The organism is Anaerophaga thermohalophila str. Valhall (genome assembly GCF_000250735.1).
GTDB classification, from domain to species: Bacteria; Bacteroidota; Bacteroidia; order Bacteroidales; family Marinilabiliaceae; genus Anaerophaga; species Anaerophaga thermohalophila_A.
The window spans coordinates 1-23,497 of the sequence record NZ_AHZV01000325.1; the positions used below are offsets into that span (position 1 = coordinate 1).

At 39.4% G+C, this 23,497-nt stretch carries 19 protein-coding genes and 1 tRNA gene; 6 read left to right on the forward strand and 14 right to left on the reverse strand.

Annotated features, from left to right (window positions below):
* Positions 1-575: 575 nt before the first annotated feature.
* Positions 576-2,096 (reverse strand): DUF3078 domain-containing protein, encoded by a 1,521-nt coding sequence (locus OQ5_RS0116695; RefSeq protein WP_016778586.1) that lies wholly within the window; start codon positions 2,094-2,096, stop codon positions 576-578.
* A gap of 575 nt (positions 2,097-2,671) precedes the next feature.
* Between OQ5_RS0116695 and OQ5_RS0116700 the strand changes: the two genes are divergently transcribed.
* Complete coding sequence (locus tag OQ5_RS0116700) at positions 2,672-4,030, forward strand: MATE family efflux transporter (RefSeq protein ID WP_016778587.1); 1,359 nt, start codon at positions 2,672-2,674, stop codon at positions 4,028-4,030.
* Positions 4,031-4,149: 119 nt separating this feature from the next.
* On the opposite strand, the gene OQ5_RS0116705 is transcribed toward OQ5_RS0116700, so the two are convergent.
* A complete protein-coding gene (locus OQ5_RS0116705; protein ID WP_016778588.1) occupies positions 4,150-5,043 on the reverse strand; it encodes a MerR family transcriptional regulator in 894 nt (297 codons plus the stop codon).
* A 297-nt stretch (positions 5,044-5,340) separates the two neighbouring features.
* Positions 5,341-6,681: a fasciclin domain-containing protein gene (locus OQ5_RS0116710; protein WP_255297603.1), complete on the reverse strand. Its 1,341-nt coding sequence runs from the start codon at positions 6,679-6,681 to the stop codon at positions 5,341-5,343.
* A 397-nt stretch (positions 6,682-7,078) separates the two neighbouring features.
* Here OQ5_RS0116710 and OQ5_RS0116715 point away from each other — a divergent pair, with 397 nt between their 5' ends.
* From OQ5_RS0116715 to nadD, 3 genes are all read left to right on the forward strand, one after another.
* Complete coding sequence (locus OQ5_RS0116715; protein ID WP_026055358.1) at positions 7,079-7,954, forward strand: YicC/YloC family endoribonuclease; 876 nt, start codon at positions 7,079-7,081, stop codon at positions 7,952-7,954.
* Positions 7,955-8,169: 215 nt separating this feature from the next.
* Positions 8,170-8,742, forward strand: coding sequence for a guanylate kinase (gmk, locus tag OQ5_RS0116720; RefSeq protein WP_016778591.1), 573 nt, complete (start codon positions 8,170-8,172; stop codon positions 8,740-8,742).
* A 9-nt stretch (positions 8,743-8,751) separates the two neighbouring features.
* Positions 8,752-9,339 (forward strand): nicotinate (nicotinamide) nucleotide adenylyltransferase, encoded by a 588-nt coding sequence (nadD, locus tag OQ5_RS0116725; RefSeq protein ID WP_016778592.1) that lies wholly within the window; start codon positions 8,752-8,754, stop codon positions 9,337-9,339.
* Positions 9,340-9,445: 106 nt separating this feature from the next.
* On the opposite strand, the gene trxB is transcribed toward nadD, so the two are convergent.
* From trxB to OQ5_RS0116755, 6 genes are all read right to left on the reverse strand, one after another.
* Complete coding sequence (gene trxB / locus OQ5_RS0116730) at positions 9,446-10,459, reverse strand: thioredoxin-disulfide reductase (RefSeq protein WP_016778593.1); 1,014 nt, start codon at positions 10,457-10,459, stop codon at positions 9,446-9,448.
* A gap of 461 nt (positions 10,460-10,920) precedes the next feature.
* Positions 10,921-11,841, reverse strand: coding sequence for a DUF4249 domain-containing protein (locus OQ5_RS0116735; protein WP_255297604.1), 921 nt, complete (start codon positions 11,839-11,841; stop codon positions 10,921-10,923).
* 7 nt (positions 11,842-11,848) lie between these two features.
* Positions 11,849-14,512, reverse strand: coding sequence for a TonB-dependent receptor (locus OQ5_RS0116740; protein WP_016778595.1), 2,664 nt, complete (start codon positions 14,510-14,512; stop codon positions 11,849-11,851).
* 38 nt (positions 14,513-14,550) lie between these two features.
* Positions 14,551-15,528 (reverse strand): FecR family protein, encoded by a 978-nt coding sequence (locus OQ5_RS0116745; protein ID WP_016778596.1) that lies wholly within the window; start codon positions 15,526-15,528, stop codon positions 14,551-14,553.
* 84 nt (positions 15,529-15,612) lie between these two features.
* Positions 15,613-15,786 (reverse strand): hypothetical protein, encoded by a 174-nt coding sequence (locus tag OQ5_RS23660; protein WP_016778597.1) that lies wholly within the window; start codon positions 15,784-15,786, stop codon positions 15,613-15,615.
* 101 nt (positions 15,787-15,887) lie between these two features.
* Positions 15,888-16,490, reverse strand: coding sequence for an RNA polymerase sigma-70 factor (locus OQ5_RS0116755; protein ID WP_016778598.1), 603 nt, complete (start codon positions 16,488-16,490; stop codon positions 15,888-15,890).
* Positions 16,491-16,683: 193 nt separating this feature from the next.
* Between OQ5_RS0116755 and OQ5_RS0116760 the strand changes: the two genes are divergently transcribed.
* Positions 16,684-16,758, forward strand: a tRNA-Pro gene (locus OQ5_RS0116760).
* 152 nt (positions 16,759-16,910) lie between these two features.
* Here OQ5_RS0116760 and OQ5_RS0116765 read toward each other — a convergent pair.
* The gene (locus tag OQ5_RS0116765; protein WP_016778599.1) at positions 16,911-18,026 is read right to left on the reverse strand and encodes a hypothetical protein; all 1,116 of its coding nucleotides are present in this window, start codon (positions 18,024-18,026) and stop codon (positions 16,911-16,913) included.
* Positions 18,027-18,208: 182 nt separating this feature from the next.
* Between OQ5_RS0116765 and OQ5_RS0116770 the strand changes: the two genes are divergently transcribed.
* Positions 18,209-19,429 carry a hypothetical protein gene (locus OQ5_RS0116770; RefSeq protein ID WP_016778600.1) on the forward strand — a complete coding sequence of 407 codons (1,221 nt, stop codon included), beginning with the start codon at positions 18,209-18,211 and terminating at the stop codon, positions 19,427-19,429.
* Here OQ5_RS0116770 and OQ5_RS0116775 read toward each other — a convergent pair whose 3' ends face one another.
* From OQ5_RS0116775 to OQ5_RS0116795, 4 genes are all read right to left on the reverse strand, one after another.
* Positions 19,430-20,344, reverse strand: coding sequence for a patatin-like phospholipase family protein (locus OQ5_RS0116775; RefSeq protein WP_010416192.1), 915 nt, complete (start codon positions 20,342-20,344; stop codon positions 19,430-19,432).
* Between the two features lie 184 nt (positions 20,345-20,528).
* Positions 20,529-20,723: a hypothetical protein gene (locus OQ5_RS0116780; RefSeq protein ID WP_010416195.1), complete on the reverse strand. Its 195-nt coding sequence runs from the start codon at positions 20,721-20,723 to the stop codon at positions 20,529-20,531.
* 466 nt (positions 20,724-21,189) lie between these two features.
* Positions 21,190-21,471: a hypothetical protein gene (locus OQ5_RS0116785; protein ID WP_010416197.1), complete on the reverse strand. Its 282-nt coding sequence runs from the start codon at positions 21,469-21,471 to the stop codon at positions 21,190-21,192.
* 708 nt (positions 21,472-22,179) lie between these two features.
* On the reverse strand, positions 22,180-23,463 hold the full coding sequence (locus OQ5_RS0116795; RefSeq protein ID WP_016778601.1) for a S28 family serine protease: 1,284 nt from the start codon (positions 23,461-23,463) through the stop codon (positions 22,180-22,182).
* Positions 23,464-23,497: the final 34 nt, after the last annotated feature.

The window sequence follows — 23,497 nt, forward strand, 5'->3', positions numbered from 1 at the left end:
ATAAACTCGCAAAAATTTTCACAATATGTGTGTCTGTTCAGAAAGTGTCATTTACAAGGCTTGCGAAGTCCGAAAATACGGAGTTTACTCATCGTAAATGAGTAATTTTCGGACGAGCATAACACCGTAAATGGCACTTTATGGACAGACACTAATATAGAGTGTTTCGAGTCAACAAATACGCTCGTTGCCATCTCCTTAAAAAAGAAGGTCGCCCACACAAAGTGAACGACCCTCTATTAACCAAACCTAACCCTAAACTATGAGAAAACTTAATCTAAATATAAACAAAGCCCGTGCCTAAGTCAATAGAAACTTTGTTAAAATTTTAAATTTACCAGCTGTTTATAAATAAACAATCAAAACAGAAAAAAGATTAAAAGGAGCAGGAATAATACTGCTCCTTTCTTACTTAACCTAATTAACCTAACCTTACCTAAACCTATGAAAACCCCTTTGTTTTTCCATCACGTGTCAAAGATAAAATGAATTCAGCATTTGGGGGAAGAATATCAGTTAAACTTAGTTAAACGCAAACACCTCTTTTAACCTGATCTATTCATGAACAAATCAGGTTAAAACCTGTAATTGAACGATATACTCAAATTTTCCCTGAACTGTATCTTGTCCGATTCATTGCTGTAATACCTCACATAAGTACTAATCCTTGCGCTAAGAAAAATGTTAATTTTCATGTCAAGAATTAATTCCCATTCCGACTGAATCTGATTGTCACTCTTCATATATTCATAGAAAAAATCAAGTTTTGAGGATAAGTTGAAATCTTTTGCAAATTCCCAGGTAAAATTATTAACCAGAGAAGCTCCTCCCATATTATCACTTTTTTTATCCTTTGGAATATTATATCTGGTTTGGTCGAACTTTACCGTATCCGAGACAAAAGTCATCTTAGATGTAAAAGGCAACAGCATGAGAGTAAAATTCTTTTCCTTATAATCCATTCCCAGAGCCATTGTAATATAGGCTGGAGCCAAAAAGCCCGATATTGGATTTTCCTTTAATTCATCATTTTTTTCGTATCCGTTGAAAAACTGGGTTTTAAAATTAAACAATCCACTATAAAACCATTTTTTCCCGGCACTAAGTCCGTATTTTGTGTTCAGCTCAATCAAATCATCATTCACCCTGGTTTTACGGTCATCGGAGCTTAGTATGCCAAGTTTATGAATGGCATAACTTTCCCACTCTACATTTTCTTTTTTATATTTTGCCTGAATCCTCAGGTCACTCAGCAATGACACAGCATTTTCACCTCCTTTAACCCAATTTTCAAGAAAAGCCTGTGAAAATTGTATATTTTCTGTCCCGCCATAACTCCATGGACGTTTCACTTCCGCTCTTTTCTCAAGTTTGTTTTTTGTGTTCAGATTTTCTAAACTCAATAGTCGGTTAATCTCCTCCTGAGCACTGCGCTTTTCAATATAACCGTCACCATAAGAAATTTTTGGGGGGTCGGGAATATTATCCCATACTTCTTCAGCCAATGAAGGATTTTGAATCAAAATTTTATCCATAAGCATTTTAACTGGACTGGTTTGGTAAGTGGCAATAAGTGAATCTGCACCAGAAGGGTGTTCAAGGAAATTATGATATTGTTCAAGCGGGGTACTGTCGAACATTGAGGGATAATCAATTATTGAAGGATACCGTCGATTGGTGTATTTAAGCGAGAACGCAAAAGGCTTATACTTAATCGTGTCCCTCCACAACGAAACGATACTATATGGATTAAATACATCATCGGTTTCTTTCTCCAGGATAAGATTTCTCCAAACCTTTTGTTCTATAACATAAGGTTTAATTTTCTGATTGTAATAATGATCCACCCTTATTTTGATTCGCCCGTCAGAATAAAAATGTTTATCGGGAAACAGAGACTCCACTTCGAGAAGAGAGTGGTACATCTTATTTTCATCTTCCTCAATATCAGGCTTTTCTGAGATAATCGCCAATTTTCTATGTTCTTTGGGGATAACAATTGATACCTCAATTGAATCAACGGTCAGCACTTGTGATGATGAAGAAACCGCGACAAAACCCAATAACCCCAAAAAAAGGAAAAGCCTTTTACTCATTTTTTTCGATATTGAAATGGCAAAAATAAATGTTTTTCACTATTTAACGAAAACCGCAAGCACTAAATAGTGCCAGGCCATAAAGTACAATTTGCTCTGTTACGCTTGCACTATATGAGGGTGTCTAAAAAGGCTAATTTTTACTCTGTGAAACTTTGCACAAGCTCCGTGGAGCTCTGTAATACAATAAATTAAACAGAGCAGCATAGAGTATCACAGAGTTTTTAGACAGCCCGCAGTACTACAATACTCCGTTAAACTTTTACATAATGGTCCGTTAAGATTGTGTAAACACCTTAGATGCAACTGGTTATATTCAAAGAGTTTATTTTGATAGAATGCATATTTTCAACGAAATACGAATTATCTTGTATCTTAAATCTAATAATCTAACGATCTATTGTTACAGATGTCTGGTAAGGTAAAGACGCCCAATTTGGGCGTCTCTACCTCTCATAATAAAAACTTTGCGTCATTACGCCGCTGCATTTAGGCTTTTTTTAACCCACTATTGAGTACCATATTTATGCCAAAATAATTTTGTATAGCTTTGCACTCTGAATAAAAAATCATAGATGAGAGATTTGACTTACGGTCCGGAAGGAAGACTTATCTTCAGATTTGCTATTCCCATGGTAATTGGAAACATATTCCAGCAACTATATAATGTTGTGGATTCGATTATCGTAGGCAAAGTTTTGGGAGAACAGGCTCTGGCTGCAGTAGGCGCATCGTTTCCTGTTTTTTACACTCTCATTTCGTTTGTAATAGGCATTGGAAGCGGTGCAACAGTTGTTATCAGTCAATATTTCGGCGCCAGAAGTTACGAAGAAGTAAAAAGAGCCATCGGTACCATTTACATTTTTATTTTTTTAGCTTCTATCGTTTTATCTGCAGCAGGAATCATCTTCAGCCGGGAAATTTTCACTTTGCTAAAGGTAAGCAGTGATGTTATGCCGGAAGCAATCAGCTACTTTTCGATCTATCTTTCAGGATTGTTTATCTACTTTGGTTTTAACAGCACGGCATCCATACTCAGGGGGTTAGGTGACAGTAAAACCCCCCTACTCTTTTTTACGATTTCCACATTAGCCAATATAGGCTTCGATCTTTTGTTTATCATTGTTTTCAAGTGGGGAATAGAAGGCGCAGCACTGGCCACCATTGTTGCACAGGGAGGCGCCTTTCTGACTGCTGTTTTTGTATTAAACCGGCGCCGGCATCTCATTCATTTCAGCCGAAGGTCAATGGTATTTGACTGGGAAATATTCAAAAAAAGTGCAAGAATAGGCTTACCAACAGGTTTTCAGCAGGCATTCGTAGCCCTTGGGATGATGGCCCTGATCAGAATCATCAACAACTTCGATACGCCCGTTCTTGCAGCCTATACAGCCGCAAGCAGGATAGACGCACTCGCCTCAATGCCCGCTATGAATCTGGCATCGGCACTCGCTGCTTTTGTAGGGCAAAACCTGGGAGCCGGCCAGCTTAAACGAATTAGAAAAGGAGTTCGCGCCACTCTCTTTATGTCCTGGGGACTGAGCCTGGGCGTAATGTTGATTGTCATATTGGCTGGAGAAAGCCTGATGTCTTTATTTACAGATAATAAAGAAGTAATTAAACATGGACAAGATTACCTTGTCATAATCAGTTCATTTTATCCTGTGTTTGCAACAATGTTTACCATGCATGGAACACTTCGGGGAGCAGGCGATACCCTGATCCCTATGTTTATTACCCTGATATCTTTGTGGATTGTTCGGATTCCGCTGGCAGCTTATCTGTCGGGACAAATAGGTACGGTAGGAATTTGGTGGGCTATTCCTTGCGGATGGAGCATTGGATTGATCGGAACTATCAGCTATTATCTGTCTGGAAGATGGAAAAACAAAGGAGTTACCGGAAAACAAAACCGAAAGAAAAGTAATGATTAATGAGGCCGGTAGATTGTTGGATTTTTATACTAAGTCTCCGTCCATAAATTACCATTTACCGCGTTACGCTTATTCGCTAAAAGCCTAACCGCAAAAGATCCAGCGTAAAAGCTACGAAATCAATCACTAAACATCAATAGTCTGATATTCTCCTTAAACGTTTTGATAGATGATATTACTGAAAAATCATCGGGCAATCGCGGATGAAGCTCCTTTATCTGCATACCGCTGACCATAAAGGGTACTTCAGGAAAATAGTCACGCAATTGCTGAAGGAGGCCTTCCAGTTGGTTTTTCTCACGGGCAGTGACGAATGAAGTAAAAAAAGCATCTGCGGGCCTGACCTGGTGAACAAGTTTTAAATCGGCCAAAGGTACGGACATTCCAAGATAAACAACGTCCAGACCTTCTTTCCGGGCAAGCAGGCTGTAAAAAAGGATTCCGATTTCATGCAATTCATCTTCCGGCAAAAAGAAAATTATCCTGGGCCCTTTTACAGCAATATTTTGCATCTCATTATCGATGGCAACAATCATTTTTTGCCGGATAAGGTTGGAAATAAAATGCTCCTGAGCCGGGTTAATTGTCCCGGCCTGCCATAGCATCCCAACCCTCTCAAGAAACGGGAACAAAATCTGCTCAACAGTATCTTCAAAACCATACTTAATAACTGCTCCCGACAGTACATTCAAAAACTTTCTTTCGTCCAATTCCAGCATCGATACCATTAAGCTCTCTATCTGAACATTATTGTTACGAGCATCGATGCAAAGATCCAACACCCTGTCACGGAGCTGATGCTCATCCAAACCGGCAATTTTCGATATTTTAAACCCGTTTTGATTAAGAATAGATATATTCAGCAATTTTTTCAGATCCTCGTCAGAGTAATATCTTATATTGGTAGAGGTGCGCTTTGGATGAATGAGCCCGTAGCGACGTTCCCATATTCTTATGGTATGTGCTTTAATACCTGAGATTTTCTCCAGGTCTTTTATGGAATAGACAGCCATATTTAAACAAATTTCAACAATTTAACGAGCTCATGAATAATTTGTTCATTTTGAGCACAAAAATAACGAACAAAACGGAATAATAAAAAAGAGACCTCTCGTGGACAATCAAAGGCCACCGAGAGGTCTCCGACACAAAAAAGGAGATTAACTTTTGACAATAGTCCGTTAAACTTTTACAAACGATTCTAAATCAATTGTTTATATTTAAAAATTATTATGACTTAAAATGCGAATTATCAGTGCATTAAGATTCACTTTGTATCCTAAATCTAAAAAATCTAACGATCTACTATTTTACGGAACTATCACTCTATCAATAACATGAACAACTCCGTTGGTGCCTTGCACATCGGCAAGAACAACATTAATCTCTCCGTCAATAACTACTCCATTGTCAACATTAATATCCAGTGATTTTTCACTGTTAAGCGTTGGAACAGTCCCATTCGACAAATCACCGGAAACAACGTTACCACTTACAACATGGGCAAGTAAAACGTCGGTCAAAGTTGCGACATCAATTTCATCTACCCCCGAAACTCCCAGCGCATCAAACAATGCTTCGAAAGCTGCATCTGTAGGGGCAAAAACCGTAAAAGGACCTTCTCCGTTTAAAGTCTCGACAAGTTCAGCTTTAACAATTGCCTCAACCAGGTGTGAGAAATCAGAATTATCAAGTGCCAGGTCTACAACCGTCGGAGGCAGAACTACTTCATCGATTGCATGAATAATACCGTTGGTTGCCACGACATCGGTCACAACCACATTGCTGCTTCCGTTAAGCATCACACCATCGCCTGCACTTATCTGCAGGCTCAAACTTTGCTCCTGGCCCTGACTAAGCGTTGGTACGTATCCTGAAACAACTTCGGCAGCAGGAACGAATGCGTCCACAACATGGTAAAGCAAAATCGGGGATAAATCCTCTGCCGAAAGATCGTCAAGAGTAACACCCAGGTTCGAAAATAATTCATCAAATGCAGCATTAACAGGCGCAAAAACAGTAAAGGTTACCTCATCACTATCAAGCGTTCCGGCTAAATCTGCCTTGGTAACAGCAGCAGCAAGTGAGGAAAATCCTTCATTGGCCACAGCATGCCCGGTTATCGATAAAGGTAAAACTACCTTATCAATAACATGAATCACACCGTTATCCGCCATAATGTCTGTATCCACAATGGACGCCCGACTGTTAATTTCAGTTTCCTCCATATCAATATACATCGATAAGGTGTAACCCTCTGCCGGTCCTGCACTAAGCGTGCTGTAATAACCGGTAGTAACCGCTGATGAAGTGGCTTCTCCATCCAAAACATGATAAAGCAGAACTGCGGATAATGTTTCTGAAGGAATATCCTCCAGACTTTCAACACCCAACTCGGTTAACAGACTGGCAAATGCTGCATTTGTCGGTGCAAAAACCGTGTAAGAAGCATTCTCATTTGCCAAAGCATCATCCAAACCGGTTTGGATTAATGCCTCCACAAGAATAGAAAAATCATCATCCGATGATGCCACATCAACAATAGTATTGCTCTCCACGGGATCGACATTATTGTCGTCTTCATCGTCTTCACTACAAGATGCCATTACAAATACTCCCATAAGTAGAATGGCCAGCAATTTGAAACTCATTTTTTTCATGACCTCTGTTTTAATTTAGATTAATTTAATTTAAACACAAGAATAACGACCATGAAATATTTTTGTTCATTATTTTTCTGTTTTTCTTAAACAATTAGATACTAAATCTGAAAGAATTTGCGTATTACACTTATTTTCAACTATATAATAACTTAACAAAAACAACATTAGTAAAAAATTAACTATTTTTAACTTCAATGACTTTCATTTCTGCGTACCAATAAAGGAATACTACAGAATTTTGTCTTCGGCACAGGAATAATCAGATCAATCACAGCGAAAGGGCTGCCAAAACCAGGTAAATAAGGAGAATGCAGGTAAAATATATTTTTACTTACCGAATATTATCTAACTTTGCAGTTGAAAACTCATAAAACATTATTTTTCAATGATAAGATCCATGACAGGGTTCGGAAAGGCCACATGTGAACTCCCTTCCAAACGTATAATCATAGAAATCAAATCGTTAAACAGCAAGCAACTTGACATAAATACCCGTTTGCCCAACCTTTACAGGGAAAAAGACCTGGCCATCAGGAATGAAATAGGACAGAAACTGCAAAGAGGAAAGATTGATGTCACATTCTATTTGGAATCGATGATGCCCGATAAGATTTCACAGGTCAATGAAGAAGTCATTAGTGAATACCATGAACAGCTCAAACATGTTGCAGAAAAACTGGGGATAAGTCATAATACCGACTTCCTACGCATCATAATGCCTCTTCCCGATACCATGAAAGCAGCTCAGCCTGAGCTCGATGAAGAAGAATGGAAAGTGGTTAAGGAAGGGTTAATAAGGGCCATTGAGCAACTGGATGATTTCAGGAAACAGGAAGGGGAATCAATGTTGCAGGATGTTAAACAACACAGCAGGGACCTCAGAAGACTGCTGGAACAAATTACTCCATTCGAGAGTCAAAGAACCGAAAAAATAAAAGTCAGAATACGTGAAAGCCTTGATGAATTGGCCCTTAATGGAAATGTAGATGAAAACCGTTTCGAACAGGAGTTGATTTACTATATTGAGAAACTGGATATCTCTGAAGAAAAAGTCAGATTAAAAAACCATATCGATTATTTTGAACAAACACTTGAAGATGAAGGACCGGTAGGTAAAAAACTTGGATTTATTTCGCAGGAAATGGGACGGGAAATCAATACCCTTGGCTCCAAAGCAAGTGATTCAGAGATACAGCGACTCGTTGTCAATATGAAAGATGATCTGGAAAAGATAAAGGAACAAATCCTTAATATCTTATAAGGTCGTTCACTACTGATTTAAATATTGCAGAATAACAGAGAAGTGTCTGTCTATAAAGTACCATTTGCTGTGTTATACTCGTCCGAAAATTACTCATTTTCGATGAGTAAACTCCGTATTTTCGGACTTTGCAAGCCTTGCAACCGGCACTTTCTGAACAGACACACACTGTAAAAATTTTTGCGGGTTTATAAACACGCATTAATTATACTACCATGGCAGGTAAAATAATTATATTCTCGGCGCCTTCGGGCTCAGGCAAAACCACCATTGTGCACACTTTGATGGAAAAGATTCCCGAACTTTCATTCTCTATATCAGCAACAAACAGGTTGCCACGAGCCAATGAAAAACATGGTGTTGATTATTATTTCCTGACTACCGACAATTTTCGCGAAAAAATCAACAAAAGCGAGTTTCTGGAATGGGAGGAAGTATATCGGGGAACGTACTATGGGACACTGAAAAGCGAAGTGGACAGGATCATAAATGAAGGGAAAGTCGCTGTGTTTGATGTAGACGTTGTCGGCGGAACCAATATAAAAAAACACTTTGGAGAAAACGCACTCGCTATTTTCATTAAACCGCCCTCGTTGCAGGAACTTGAAAAACGACTGAGGAATCGTAATACAGACAGCGAGGAAACCATTCGCAAAAGGCTGGCAAAGGCTGAAAAAGAATTGGGATATGCCCGCTTTTTTGATAAAATCATTGTGAACGACCAACTTGAAAAAGCTTGTCGCGAAGCAGAACAGCTTGTGAAAGATTTTATCTCACCAAACAAATAAATTTCCTGAATGCAAAAGATCGGACTTCTTTTCGGCTCATTCAATCCCATTCATGTCGGGCACCTTGCACTGGCCAACTTTGCTATGGAATATGCGCCTTTCGACCAGGTATGGTTTGTCGTGAGTCCGCATAACCCTTTCAAAGACCAAAAAGCCCTTGCTCCTGCCCAGTCACGACTGGAAATGGTTGCCATTGCGACAAAAGAAGAGCCCCGGTTCAAAATTTGTGACATAGAATTTTCACTGCCCACACCCTCCTATACGATCAATACGCTGGAAAAATTGAAAGCGTCTTATCCTGATTATCAATTCACAATGATTATCGGAAGCGATAATTTGCTTAATATTGATCGCTGGTACGATTCTCGCCGGTTGCTAAAAGAACACTCGATACTGGTTTATCCAAGGCCAGGTTTCCCTGTGAAAAATGCAGATATTAAGCACTATGATACAATTAAGGTACTTAAGGCCCCCGTTCTGGAAATTTCATCAACACTCATAAGAGAAGGAATACGCGAAGGAAAGCAACTACGATTCCTGGTGCCTCCGGGGATATATGATTACATCAGAAACAACCGTCTGTATAACAGCACTTAAATCACGCCAAACGCACAGAATCGTGAATATTAACAAATTGCAGAATTGAAAAAAGTCGCTATCAACCGGATTGACAGCGACTTTTATAATATATAATAATAAAACATCACGAATTTTCGGCCAGCCAACGCTCAGCATCAATTGCTGCCATACAGCCTGTCCCTGCAGCAGTTACAGCCTGACGATATACCGAATCCTGTACATCCCCGCAGGCAAAAACCCCAGGTACATTTGTTTTGGTTGTTCCGGGAATGGTTTTGATATACCCCACCTGATCGGTTTCCAGATAGTCCTGGAAAATATCTGAATTGGGCTTATGCCCGATAGCCAGGAAGAAGCCATCAATTTTAATCTTCACCTCTTCTTCCTCCGGAGTTCCCTTTTTCTTAACCAAAACAGCACCTTCAACAACACCATCACCATACAAACCTTTGGTCTGGTGTTCCCATAATATTTCAATATTCGGAGTGTTAAATACCCGATGTTGCATTACTTTTGAAGCACGGAATACATCACGACGAACTATCATATAAACTTTGTTGGCAAGCCCGGCAAGGTAGATAGCCTCCTCGCATGCAGTATCACCACCTCCTACAACAGCCACATCTTTACCACGATAAAAGAAACCATCACAGGTTGCACAGGCAGAAACACCCGAGCCGGCGTATTTCTTTTCATCTTCAAGCCCAAGGTATTTGGCAGTTGCTCCTGTTGCAATAATCAACGCATCTGCTTCAATTATTTTATTATCATCTATGGTAACCTTAAATGGACGTTCTGACAAATCTGCATCGGTAGCCATACCGAAACGGATGTCTGTACCAAAGCGTTCGGCCTGCTTCTTAAAATCTTCCATCATGTCAGGGCCGGTTATACCATCAGGATACCCGGGATAATTCTCTACGTCGGTGGTAGTAGTTAATTGTCCACCCGGTTGAAGCCCCTCATACAACATTGGTTTAAGATTAGCCCTGGCTGCGTAAATTGCTGCTGTATATCCGGCAGGTCCCGAACCTATTATTAAAACTCTTGTTTTCTCTACATCAGTTATCTCTTTCTTTTTGTCCTGATTCTCGGGCTGATCTGCCCCCAGATTGTCCATTTTTCCAAATAGTGCCATAATTATTGAATTGTTTATAGTTTAATGTTTTATATAATTAAATAAATATCGATATATATGCATGTATCAAAAAGAATACCAAAATCTGAATGATGTTCTCACACCTGCTATCGCTCGCTTTAAAACGTTAAATAAGCCATACAACATTACCATCTTTGCATGACACAGCGTCAAATTCAACTGCCATTATTTCATCAGTATATCATTTACTTAAGTTAGTGGCCTGCAATCTATATATGTTCTTGTTGTGGCAAACCTATCAGTGTTCATTTCATCTTATATTTAATAAGTTGTTAGGGCTGTTAGAGTTGTTAGAGTTGTTAGAGTTGTTAATGTTGTTTAGATGCTATAATGTTATACGTTATTACATCTCTAACAATCTAACAATCTATGATAGCAATCTTTACCATGCTCGTTTCATTCGCAAAAAATTTATTTATTAAAGTCGGATTCAAGGTCACCTAGTTGAACACCAAAGAATCGGCCGATATACTATAAGCAGAAACAACGCCAAGGCCACCTTCAACATTATTATAGATGCGTATCGGATCGAGCAAAGGCAGCTCGTAACCATATTCTGCAACGGTACGGCTCCGGTAATAATCGTAATACTCTCGTGTATGTGAAAGCAAAAGGAAAAGTATTTTGCGGTAGATACCGGAAGACTCGGGTGCGTTAGCATATTGAACAGGTAAATAAACTGTCAACTCATAATTTTCTCCATCAAAGAGATGATCTGAAAAGCAGCCACCGAAATCAAGACCTCCAATCAGGCTTCCTTCCTGGTCACGTACATAAAAGACCGGGTCTGTTTTGGAATAATCTATTTCGGTTCTTTGGCAAACAGAATCACCGGTTGTGACGGCACATATCTCTTCAAAAGCCAATAGCTGATAATAGTCTGACACACCTTCCCGATCAGGAATTTTAAGCTTACACTGAAGCATTTGTGTCTTGCCGTTTCCATTTTGTTCCCTCTCTATAGTAGCGGTATCCGAAATGGAGACCGGAACAGCATAAGGCACGAGTGTTTCTGCAGATATATTCTGTCCCCCGCTGTCATAAGCCTCAATTCGAAATGTATCTCCCTCCGAAATAACAACATCATCCCGACAGGCCCAGGTTTTATCGAAAGGAAAAATAAAATCATCGATAATCTTTCCATTCCGGTAAACGGTGATATTACCATCATAAATACGTTCAAAGTCATCAACTGACATGTGACTCACACTCTTACTCAGATGGACATTGAAAGATGAGTCGGGGGTAAGAAAAGAAAACATGACCAGGTTACCTCCCTTTTCTTCAAGCCTAAATTCAAGACTTTTTTCACAGGAAACAAACAAGGCCAGCGCAACTACTATGTATAAAAACTTTCTCACTTCAAAATCAGAATTTGAATGAATACTTGATATATGGAATTGGAAAAGGGAAAAGACTTAATTGTTTGAGTTCTCTCAAAGCTGAACCCTCAGGTGCATCTTCACTTTCGCTAAAGTAGAGCAGAAAAGGGTTTTGATGCCCATACGCATTAATAACACCAAAACTCCATGTACGTTCACCTCTTTTCCTTGTTTTTGTAAAATTGATCCCTAAATCGAGCCGATGAAATGCAGGCATTCTGTAATTATTGATCGATTTAACACTTTCTGAATAACCATATTCAGGCTGTTTTTCAAATGGAAGCTGCGGTGCATAGTACTTTTCCTCGGGCAAAGTGATGGGATTTCCGGAGCCAAACATCCAGCTAAGGCTCCCTGTAAACCTTTTATTAAACCGGTAATTCATAAAAAGACTGGCGTCATGTCGTCTGTCAAATCGTCCGGAGAAAGATTTTCCCTCATTTAACTCTGAGAAAAAACTGTTGGTATGTGCATAAGTATAGCCCAGCCAACCGGTCAGTTTTCCGCTATTCTTTTGTAAAAGAAGTTCTCCCCCCGCCGATTCTCCGCGTCCTGACGTAAGTTTATCCTCCCATGTTGAACTATAATCAAAAAATCCTGTGCTCTCTTTATAGGCAAGAAGGTTTTCAAAAGATTTTATATATCCTTCAAGAGATAAAACATATCTGTTTCTTTGTCCGAAATAAACATCAATGCCAAGTGTAGCCTGCTCCGAATGCATAGGTTCAATTTCATCACTCACCGGCAACCATAAATCGGTTGGCAAAGAAAAACCTGCCGTACCGACCAAATGAATAAATTGAGACATACTTGACACGGTTCCTTTCAAATCGAACCGGGGGGATATTCTGTAACGCAACGATAATCTGGGTTCCACAGACCAGTAGGGTGTTCTCTCACCCAGAAACAGGGCCGCATGAAGACCACCATTTCCACGAAAACGGTCGCCAAAAGAAAATTCATTTTCGAAATAGCCTCTATATTCCTGCCCCGAAACCCTGACATCTTCAATTACAGTTTCTTCAGATTTTCCGTTCTCAGGAGTTGTTCGCAAAATATCAACTCCCGGATTAAACCTGTGCAGTACACCACTGGCTCCAAATCTTATTGTATAATCATGTGTATAATAAAATTCAAAATCAGATTTCAGGGTGAAATCCTCAATCCCGCTCAAATATCTTTGTTCATAGGAAGTCAAGGCCTGTCCTTCAGTTTCATCACGCCTCAGACCTATAAAAAAGCGATAGTTGGAGTAAGTAGCAGTGAAATTTGAAAACAGTCGCTTATTAACAACATAGTTCCATCTCAATGCACCCGTAAAATTTCCCCACCCGGCATTACTTTCATCATTAATTGTTATGAAATCTCTGAAATCATCACTTCCCACCACCTCTACTTCAAAATCGCGAAAATTATAACGGGTATAAAATTTATCGCGGCCCCAGTAAGAACTCAGAAAAAGCTTACTCCGCCCGGAAAATTCATAATTGATTTTCCCGTTAAAATCGAAGAAGTAATAATTGGTCTTCTCCTCTTCTCCCAGCTGGTAAATGGCTGCCAGAGCATCAATATAAGTACGTCTGAACGAAACGGCAAAAGTAGATTTATCCTTAAGTGCAGGGCCGTCTAATGAAAGGCTTGATGAAAGCAAACCAAGAGAAATATTGCCACCAATCTCTTCTTCTCGCCCATCCTTCATTCTTACATCAACAACTGATGACAATCGGCCTCCGTATCGCGCCGGGAATCCATCTTTCGTAACAGACACCTGGCTGACAGCATCGGTATTGAATATGGAAAAAAATCCTAATAAATGACCAACATTGTAGACAGGAACATCGTCCAGCAGAACCATATTCTGGTCGGGACCTCCCCCCCTTACATATAGACCAGAAAACCCTTCCGAACCACTTTGAATTCCAGGCAACATCTGAATTCCTCTTACCAAATCCGGCTCTCCGAACAATGCCGGTGCATCAACAATTTGCTCCATTGAAACCCGCATAGCTCCAAAACTGCTACCCTGTAGCATATTAGGCATACGTGACCCCAAAACCGAAATCTCCGGCAGTTCTACATTGGGACTTAACCGAAAATTTATCACCGTATCTTTGTGCAAAAAGAATCTCTTTGTCTCTGTTTTGTATCCAACAAACGAAGCATTCAACTCTGTTTCACCACCTGGCAGTGTTAAGCTGTAAAAGCCATAAAAGTTTGTAGCAGTTCCTTTTTCACGGGTAGCATTGTAAAGATTGGCGCCTAATAAACGTTCTCCGGATTTTTGGTCGACAACAAAACCGTTGATTGTAAAGCTTTGTTCGGACAATGGTTTGGGACGAAGAATAATCCGGTTGTCCAACTCGGTATAGGAAAACGGGCAATTTTTGAAAATTTCATTCAGGAATCCAAGAAGGCTATTTTCAGATTGAGATAATCTCACATCGTCTTTAAGGCAAAGCCGGGAACTATAACTTATAACAACCCCGCTTTTTTTCTGAAGATGCTCAATAAGTTCAATGGCAGACCCCCGGGTTTTGTCAACAGTCAATCGCACATGCCCGGCTCTTTGGGCATATAACGAAACATTGGCTAATGTAATTAATACAATAGCCATCACCACTTTTATATTTCTGTGATTTTCGGTTCTCAACTTCAAGAGATTTCAACTGTGTGAAATATCCCCCGAAATTAGTCAGAGATTGTTAAAACTCCTTCGTTTAAACGGAATTTTTTATCAAAATGTATCTCCAACTCGTCAAGAACCTGCGAAATGGATTGATTCGTAAATGAAGTAGTTACTTTAATGTCGCTGTTAGTATTAATATGTACCACCCTGATTTCCTCATAATGTTCTTCCAGAGCTTTAGCAATAGTCTTTAAAGAACTCTGATTGAAATCAAGCTTGCCGGTTTTCCAGGACAGGAAGTTTTCATTGGAAAAAGCCATAACCCTGACTACATCGTCCTGTATAGTTGCAGAATGTCCGGCTTCTATGTATTCACGATGGTTCCGGTAACCGAAAGATACAGTCCCATCGACAACATTCAGTTCAAGATTATCTATCCCCTCACCCGACTCAAGATGGAAAGACGTACCAAGCACCTCCACTACAACACCTTCGGGGGTTTTTACTTTGAACGGATTTTTTGCATCTGATTCTACATCAAAAAAGCCTTCTCCGTCAAGAGAAACACTTCGTTTCCCATTGTCAAAATTTTTCAGATATTTCAGTGACGAATAATTGTTGAGAAAAACCACACTATTATCAGGAAGCCTGAGAGAATCCACATAATCACCAGTCTGAAAGGATGCCCATCGACCAAAACCAGGAATATTCCAGTAAGTATAAAGTGCTGCACTAACGGCAAACATCAAAATAAATATAGCGGCAATCTTAATGAAAGCATCTGCAAAAGACGCACGACGTGTTTTCGAAGATGCAAAACGGATACGCTCCCGAATTTTTTCCCAGTCGCTTTCAACGGCATCTTGTGGCAGAAGAGAATAATATTCTACCTCCCAGATGGTTTTAAATTCGTGAAAGGTTCTTTCATTCTTTTTGGACCGTTTACGCCAGGATTCTATTCTCCTCTTTTCATCCGGATTGATATCTCCGGAAAAATAGCGTACCAGCATTTCGGTCGGTATGATTACTGAATCTCCCATGTATTTTGTCTTTTTAGCCTATATAACGTGTCAACTACTCAACCTCCGTTATATTGAACTCCCCGGCTTAAAAGAGACTAACGTTTAATGAAACTGCATTAGTCCGAATATAACCGGCTCTTTTTCATTTATTTCTTCTGCAATGGGAGCAGCTTTGGTGTTTATTTCCTTTTCTTTAACCATTTCGGTCTTTGCATTTTCTTCCTCGGCGTTTGGTGTGCCAAGAAAATCTGCAAACATTTGTAATAAAAATTCCATTTCTTTTGGTTTTAATGGTTTATAACCACAAGCTTCCCCATGCACTCTATAAGACAAACAACTTAATGCTTACACGTACAAAATATTTATTTTAGACTGATTCAAAATAACATCACGAACCATCCAATAATCAAAGCAAAAAGTGGAAGATATCCATGTGCTTTAAGGTCTTCCCTGATTCTTTTTAATGCTTTGCTAATCTGTGTCTCTACAGTACGTTTGGAAATAGAAAGGTGTTCAGCAATATCGGAATTCGGGATTCCATCCTGGCGACTCATTACAAATATCTTTCGACATTGCGACGGAAGTTCGTTTACCACTTTTGCAATTCTGCCTTCCAACTCACTTATTGCCCACGTTTCATTAAAGTCGGTACGTTCATTCAATTCACTCTTAATTCTTCCATGGTGTTCACGTTGCATTTTCTCATGCTTAAGATGATTCAATGCCCGGTTTCGAACGGATTGGTACAGATGAGCTTTCAGAGAAGTATGGATGTTAATAACTTCCCTTTTATCGTATAAACCGACAAAAACATCCTGAACAATATTTCTTGAAGAGTCTAAATCCTCCACGTACCGGTTGGCAAATGCTACCAAAACCTGGTAATAGGTATCAAACAAATAACGAAAGGCCGACTCCTTCCCATCGGATATTTCGCGTAACAATCCTTTTTCGGTCCATTCGCTATTCTTTGCTCTCATTTAATCGCAACATTTTTACAATGCACAAAAATAACGAATAAACGAAGACAGTACTATATTTTTTCCGTAAACCGACTCTTACGTATGCTAAACTGCGATAATTCCATTTGCCAAAAAGCGACAATTTTTTGTATTCCTGAGTTGCAAGAACCTCCATTTTGTTTATCTTTGCACCGTCTTAAAAAGAAATTTTCGGGATGTAGCTCAGTCCGGTTAGAGTACACGTCTGGGGGGCGTGGGGTCGCGAGTTCGAATCTCGCCATCCCGACAGAAAAAAAAAGGTTGCATACATAGTTGTGCTAACCTTTTTTTATTATCAAAAGTTTTTTCTTTATTAAAATGCAGTATATCAAATTCATACAAATCATCTCATATCTAACAATCTATAAATCCTACAATCTATTGAAAGGGTAGTACAAATTATAATTCGGTTTCGCCATCCCATCCGGCAAGACGGGCTAATATCCACCAGAACGCCATGGCTTTGCGATTGGATGTAATATGCTGGCTGTTATGTGAACCGAAAGCAACATCACCACCAGGCGACATTCTGTTTTCCCAGTAATGCACCCCTAACTGGTGTGAATTCTGCCAGTCGGCGTAGAAATTACCTCCATAGCTGTCGGAATTACCATCGTCACCGGCATCTTCCCAGTAATTTCCATCCATATCATGTGTATCTATGCTGTAGTAATCCAGACAGAACTGCTTATTTTCCAAACAATAATCATTAATCAACTCAGCCTGGTTTTTAGGTTTACCTTCGCCTACATTATTGTTTTTGTTGGCATGACCTGTCATAAAAATAAAATGCACAGGAACTTCACGCTTGCCATCACCACTTCCAATTTTGGAACCACCTTCACCATATTCGGAAATCAATTGTGTCATGCCCGGCAGATAGTTTTCTTCAACATCGTGATTGGCAATATTACACCACGACCACATTATCACATTTACATGTGCATTATCGGAATCGTCTAAAAAATTTCGGGTAGCTTGTATAAAGGCTGTTTCATTTGCACTTAAATCGGTAGCTTTCTCACCGTCAGCAGCATAATCTTCAAGCGCATAATCGTAAAAGGTCAGTTTTCCGTTTGTCCGTTCATTTCGCGAAACGCCGAAAAGCACATCATCGCCATCTTTATAGTCAATTAAACCAAAAACACCTCTGGAAACATGTGTTCCATGAGATGTGTGCTGATATGCAACATGAAACTCCTCTCTGGCTTTGTTGATGTATTCTTCAGGAATATTCCGCAATACCGTTTCATTGGCAACGTCGTGTCCGGCAATAAATACAGTTCCCTCCGAAGAATTGTCATCGTCTGAAGATGAATCATCATCACTGTCATCACCGGTGTCGTCATCATTACTATCATCGGATGAACTGTCGTCATCATTATCGTCAGAATTTGCATCACCGCTGATATCTTCTGTCAAATCTTCGTTTTCGGGATTCTCATCATCAGAACCTGGAGAGCATCCAAAAAACAGAATCAACAAAACGGCCAGAAAAAAATAGTTAATCTTCATACAATTAAAATTTTGAGATTAGAAAGAATTTCCATATTCACTTATCTTTGCCGTCATCCAAAGATTTCGCTCAAATTACGACGACTTTGTAATAAAATCAATAGTATAAGTCCACTCTTAATGACTATTTTAGAAGCAGACTTATGTTATCAGGTTTACAATTCTGAAACAGTAACCAAAAGATGATTTCCAGATTATTTCTGTTTAATCCTACAAATGAACTCGCCATAGCCAATGGACAGGTATCCTACATGCCTCCGGCAAATCTGCGCCGCTTTGAGAGTGATCTGGCATCATTGCCCTGGATTCTTTCAGACGAAGATGATTATATTCTTGTCACTCATAAGGAAGGAAATTCACTGAAACATCTATCCGATTATGGATGGAAGATACCATCCATTGTCACCGCTCCCGAAGAAATACCTGAAAAAGTAAGGTTGATATTTTCTCCCTGGGGATGGAGTCCGGCAGTTTATATCAAATTTAAACGTTTCTACCATTTGGCTGCCCCAACGTGGCATACTCATCCTTTAGCCAGGTGGAGTGCAAATTCGGCTCAGTTATTGAGTCGTGAAACCGGCTACGCTTTATTAAAAGAAATCGAATTGATCAGAAGAAATTATCCTGACAAATACTCCCAGGTTGAGATTCCATATTTACCTGTTGAAGTAAGCAGCACAGCCAAACTATCGGAAGAATTTCAAAAAACAGAACCGCCGGCTCTGATCAAAACACAATGGAGTGCTTCGGGACGAGGGTTATTCAAAATTCGTGATAAAAAAGACAATCCGGCAGAATCAGACTGGATCAAAGGAATGCTGAAACGTCAGGGAAAATTGTTCATAGAACAGATGCTGCCTAAAATACAGGATGTTTCATTCCAGTTCATGATAGATGATGAAATTGAGTATGTCGGGCACAACTATTTCTATACAGACCCATCCGGTCAATTTGCAGGGTGTGCCATTGGCCCGCCTGAAAACTCATCGTCATATTTCAAAGACCAGGCGCAAATATCGGCGGCATTAAAACAGGGAGCAGAAATTGTAAGAGAAGGCCTGATCAGAACAGAAATAAATAAAAACTACAAAGGTCCGGCAGGCGTGGACGGTATCTTTTTCATAAATAAGCAAAAAGAAATGAAGCTCCAGCCATGCCTGGAAATTAATCTACGGTACAATATGGGGCTTGCCAACATCCGCTTAAAAAAAAGAATTCACCCTGAGGCACGTGGCGCATGGAAAACCGGACTTTTTAAACAAGAAAAATGGCAATCATTTTGCAAAAAGAAAACCCAGGCAAATCCGCCTGTTTTTGAAAAAGGCATACTCAGAAAAGGCTTCCTCCCAATGGTTAGCCCTGATGCGGAAAAACTTTTTGGTGCCTGGTTGGACGCAGAATAGCTATATGCCGGCTTCTTCCTCTTCAATCTTGTCTTTTCGCAAAACAGGTGCAAGCTCTTCCTTTATCAGTTTAAGGGCTGCATTATAGCCAACTTCGAAGAGTTCATCCGCTTTATCGAAATCGAGGAAAGTAAATTTTTTCATTTCTTCAGGCTCGATCATAAAATCACACATTTTGCGGCTTTCGACAACATTTTGCTCGATACCAAGACTAAAAGTTCTTTGTGCAATGTCACGCATCCCGTCAAGTTTTTCCATTGGCCCGTTATAATTAACATGAACGCCTATCAAAGTCTGGCATTTATCTTTAATGGCCCCGGCAGGCAAGTTATCAAACAAACCTCCGTCAATGTAAGTTTTTCCATCAATTACTTGTGGTACAAGCATAACAGGAACCGAGCAGGAAGCAATCACATAATCGTAGAGAGGACCACTTTCACCTTTCACTTCATTCTGTCCGTCGCTTATATTGGCAACGGACAAATAAAAAGGTTTTTTAAGAGCAGAAAAATCATCCTGAGGAATCTCTTCTTTCAGTATCCGGCGTACAGCATCCAACTCAAAAAAGCCGTTTTGACCAAACCGCAAAGAAACCATATTATAAATTTTGTCCTTCTTAACCAACTGAAGAATGTGATCGGGACTATGCCCTGCGGCATATAAAACACCAACCAGAGCCCCCATGCTTGTTCCTGATATAATATCAGGAGACATTCCGTTTTCATCAAGGGCTTTCAGCACACCAATATGAGCAAATCCTCTGGCACTCCCACCACTGAGAGCAATCCCAATCTCGTGATTGTACTTATTTTCATTTGATGCCGGTATTATGTCTTCTTCAACCTCGGAACTCTTCTCTTCCTTTTCCTCCTCCGGCTTTTCATTGTGCTTTTTAAACCAGTCAAACAATCCCATGGCAAATGAGTTAAAAAAACAGATAATATGACTCGATTTATTCGACTAATACCCATAATCCGCAAGGAATTGTATAAAAATTTCAAACCTGTGCGGTAATCAGGTAATATAAAATTACAAAAAAGGGAAGAACATCTCACGTCCCTCCCTTTATTTTTTTGTTTCTGAACCGTTAATAACCCAACTATTCAGTACTGTACATTAACAATGCAGAGTATGTATTAATTCCCTGGCTGGAATGAGCTGCATACTCCAGCGCTACAATACTCTCCGGCCCTACCTTTTCTTCTTCAAGAAATTTATTAATCTGATCATCCAGAGACATATCGTAATCATCCAGTCCGGTGTACTGAAAATGTTTTGTAAGTATTTTTTTCATAAAACAGATTTTATTTTTGTTTGAACATTTCTAATTGGTTGTACGCAATAATGGGGTTTTTGATACATTTTATTCCATAAAAAAGAGACTATTTTTAATTGCTGAAAGGAATGCTCTGGATATGTTGTAATTGTATTCTATATTAATAGATGAGCCTGGTCTAAAAAGCGTTTTTATTGCCAAACTCATTATTGTTTTAAATTTTTGAAACGAGCATGACAAAGTTTGCCACTATAAGAACATGTATAAGTTCTTGTATACAAGTTCCATTCGACCTTAATAAACAAAATTTACAAGAATGACTCCTCGTTAACACGAAGTTAACTCTGGTGCAAAAATTTAAACGCCTTGATTTTGACAAAAACAGATATTTCAGAAGCAGACTCATTAATAAAATCCCAAATTACATATAACAAAAAAGGAGCCCCCCGGGGAGGCTCCTCTTTTTGTTGATGCAATGACTACGCTATTTCAATTGGTTGACTGCGTCAACTAACTCAGAGAACTTCTGATGCATTTCTTTTCGTATGCCCTGAAAATATTTCTTCACTTTTTTGGGATCATTTTTCCCATCGGGATGGTTTATTTTCTCTATCAACGAATTACGGAAATCAATTGCATCGGTAACCACTTTCTTAAAATCGTCGTCCTTTATTTCATCGAAAAGCATTTTTCGCACATAAGCTTCGGTAACAATCTCGGAAGCAAGGTAATTTATGTCTTTTTTAAGGTCTCTGATACTTGCCATAACTAATTGTTTAAAGTTTCATGTCAAATTTAATCCTTTTTGTGGTGTAATTCCAAAAACCTAAAGTAAAATTTGCTAACCTGCATTATTCATAAAATTATCTATTACGATGCCAAATTAGTGCGTGTCTATAAACTCGCAAAAATTTTTACAATATGTGTGTCTGTTCAGAAAGTACCAGTTGCAAGGCTTGCGAAGCCGCCAAAACCGGAGTTTACTAATCGTAAATGAGGATTTTGGCGGCGAGCGTAACACAGCAAATGGTACTTTATGGACGGACACTAATTATCGGCAAAACAAAAGCATTCTCGAAAAATTTGATTTGAAAATAATTCACTATTCACTGCATCAAATTTTTCTGCGGTTTCTTGTGTTTTTGGATACTTGAACATCTCATGACGAAAATTTATGAATAATGCAGGCTAAAAATCAGGTATGACTTGCAGAATTAATCCAAACAATAAATATATTCCTTTTACATGCCTCTCAACACCATTTGTCACAAAAAAAAAGGTCATTCATAAAAGATATCAACAAATCAGGCATTAATAGCTGACAACAGCCGGATATTTCTTTAAATTTGTGTGTGTCAGAAAGTGCTTGTGCTTTTTAACCCAAGAAGCACAGCCTGACCCAAGTAACCCATGTTCAAAAAGAAAAAGACGACCCAAAACGTTGGGCCGTCTTTTTTTATGCCGGCTTTATGTTTCAATTCCTCAACCAATCGTCCAACTGATTAATCACAACCTGCCTCAGAGAATCCGGAAGGTTGTTAATTCTGGTACGGTGCGATCCTCCGGGTTTTTCTATCTTTATCACATTGGTAAAACCTTTAGTATTCAAAGCTGTTGCACTCCACGGATCATTTTCACCAGTAATTACAATCATCCTGGGATCGGCATTTTTTAGTTTTTCCAGGATGCGTAAAGGTGTTTTCTCTTCAAACACGAGATTGGAAACACCGGGTGCCATAAACCGGTTGGAAACGGTATCCTCCTTTATTTCATTCAGCCAGGGTTTCAGGGGAGTTGCCAGGTAGGGATAATAGCCAAGTTCTCTGTATGCCTGATAAAAGAACGGGCCTATTTGATCCCATTGCTGGTCGGAAAAATAGCCAAAATCACTTCCATTGCTCAAATGACAAAAAAGTTTTTCAGCAGAGGCGCCCGGTTCGGGAATTTCTTCTACCGGAACACCCCATTGCCAAAAACTGAAAGGATACTCAAGAACCGCAAGTTCAAAGGCTTTTTCGTCACCCATACGGTAAGTAAATCCCTTTCTATTTGCCAGTTTTTTAAAATATGGCATTAATTCATCCTGACGTTTCAGCACCTCTTTCTGAAACTCACGTATTCGTCGTCGTTGCTCTTCCGTTCCAACATTTTCAAAAAACTCAATAAGCCTGCGATCTTCTTTTTCAAGATTAAAAGGAGCAACATAAGGAACAGTTATGTCTACATCGTCCGGGAAAAGTGCCCTGTGTATCATAGCTGTTTGTCCACCTTTACTAATCCCTGTACTTATCCATTTGCCGCTATAATATTCTTTAAACATTTCTACAATCCTGTGATGATCCATTGCAGCCTGCTCAATGGTCAGATACTCCCAGCCAACTGAATCGGGAACTGATTTATCGAAATAACGATGCTCAACAATAATCTGATTGCCCTCAACTATTTTTGTCAATTCGGCAGTGTAGTTGTTAGGCGCCATATACCCTTCCGTAACAAAAACCACCGGTGCCGTTTGCGACTTATGGGAGAGCCAAACCCGTTGTTTAAAAAATCCTTTCTCAGGATGGTGATGATCGACAGGTTGTTTCACCCATATCAACCAGGCATCCGAAAACATAGAGTCGGGGTTTATCTCCTTCGAAGAAAGAACCGCATCGCATGAATTAATAAAATCGCCAGGAGATGTCACTGCACCAGATGGTGTTCCCGGAAAAATCAATAAAACAAAAAGAAAAATGGTTTGTATTCTTTTTAACATCTTTATAGTTCCTTTCTATAAACTCACAAAAATA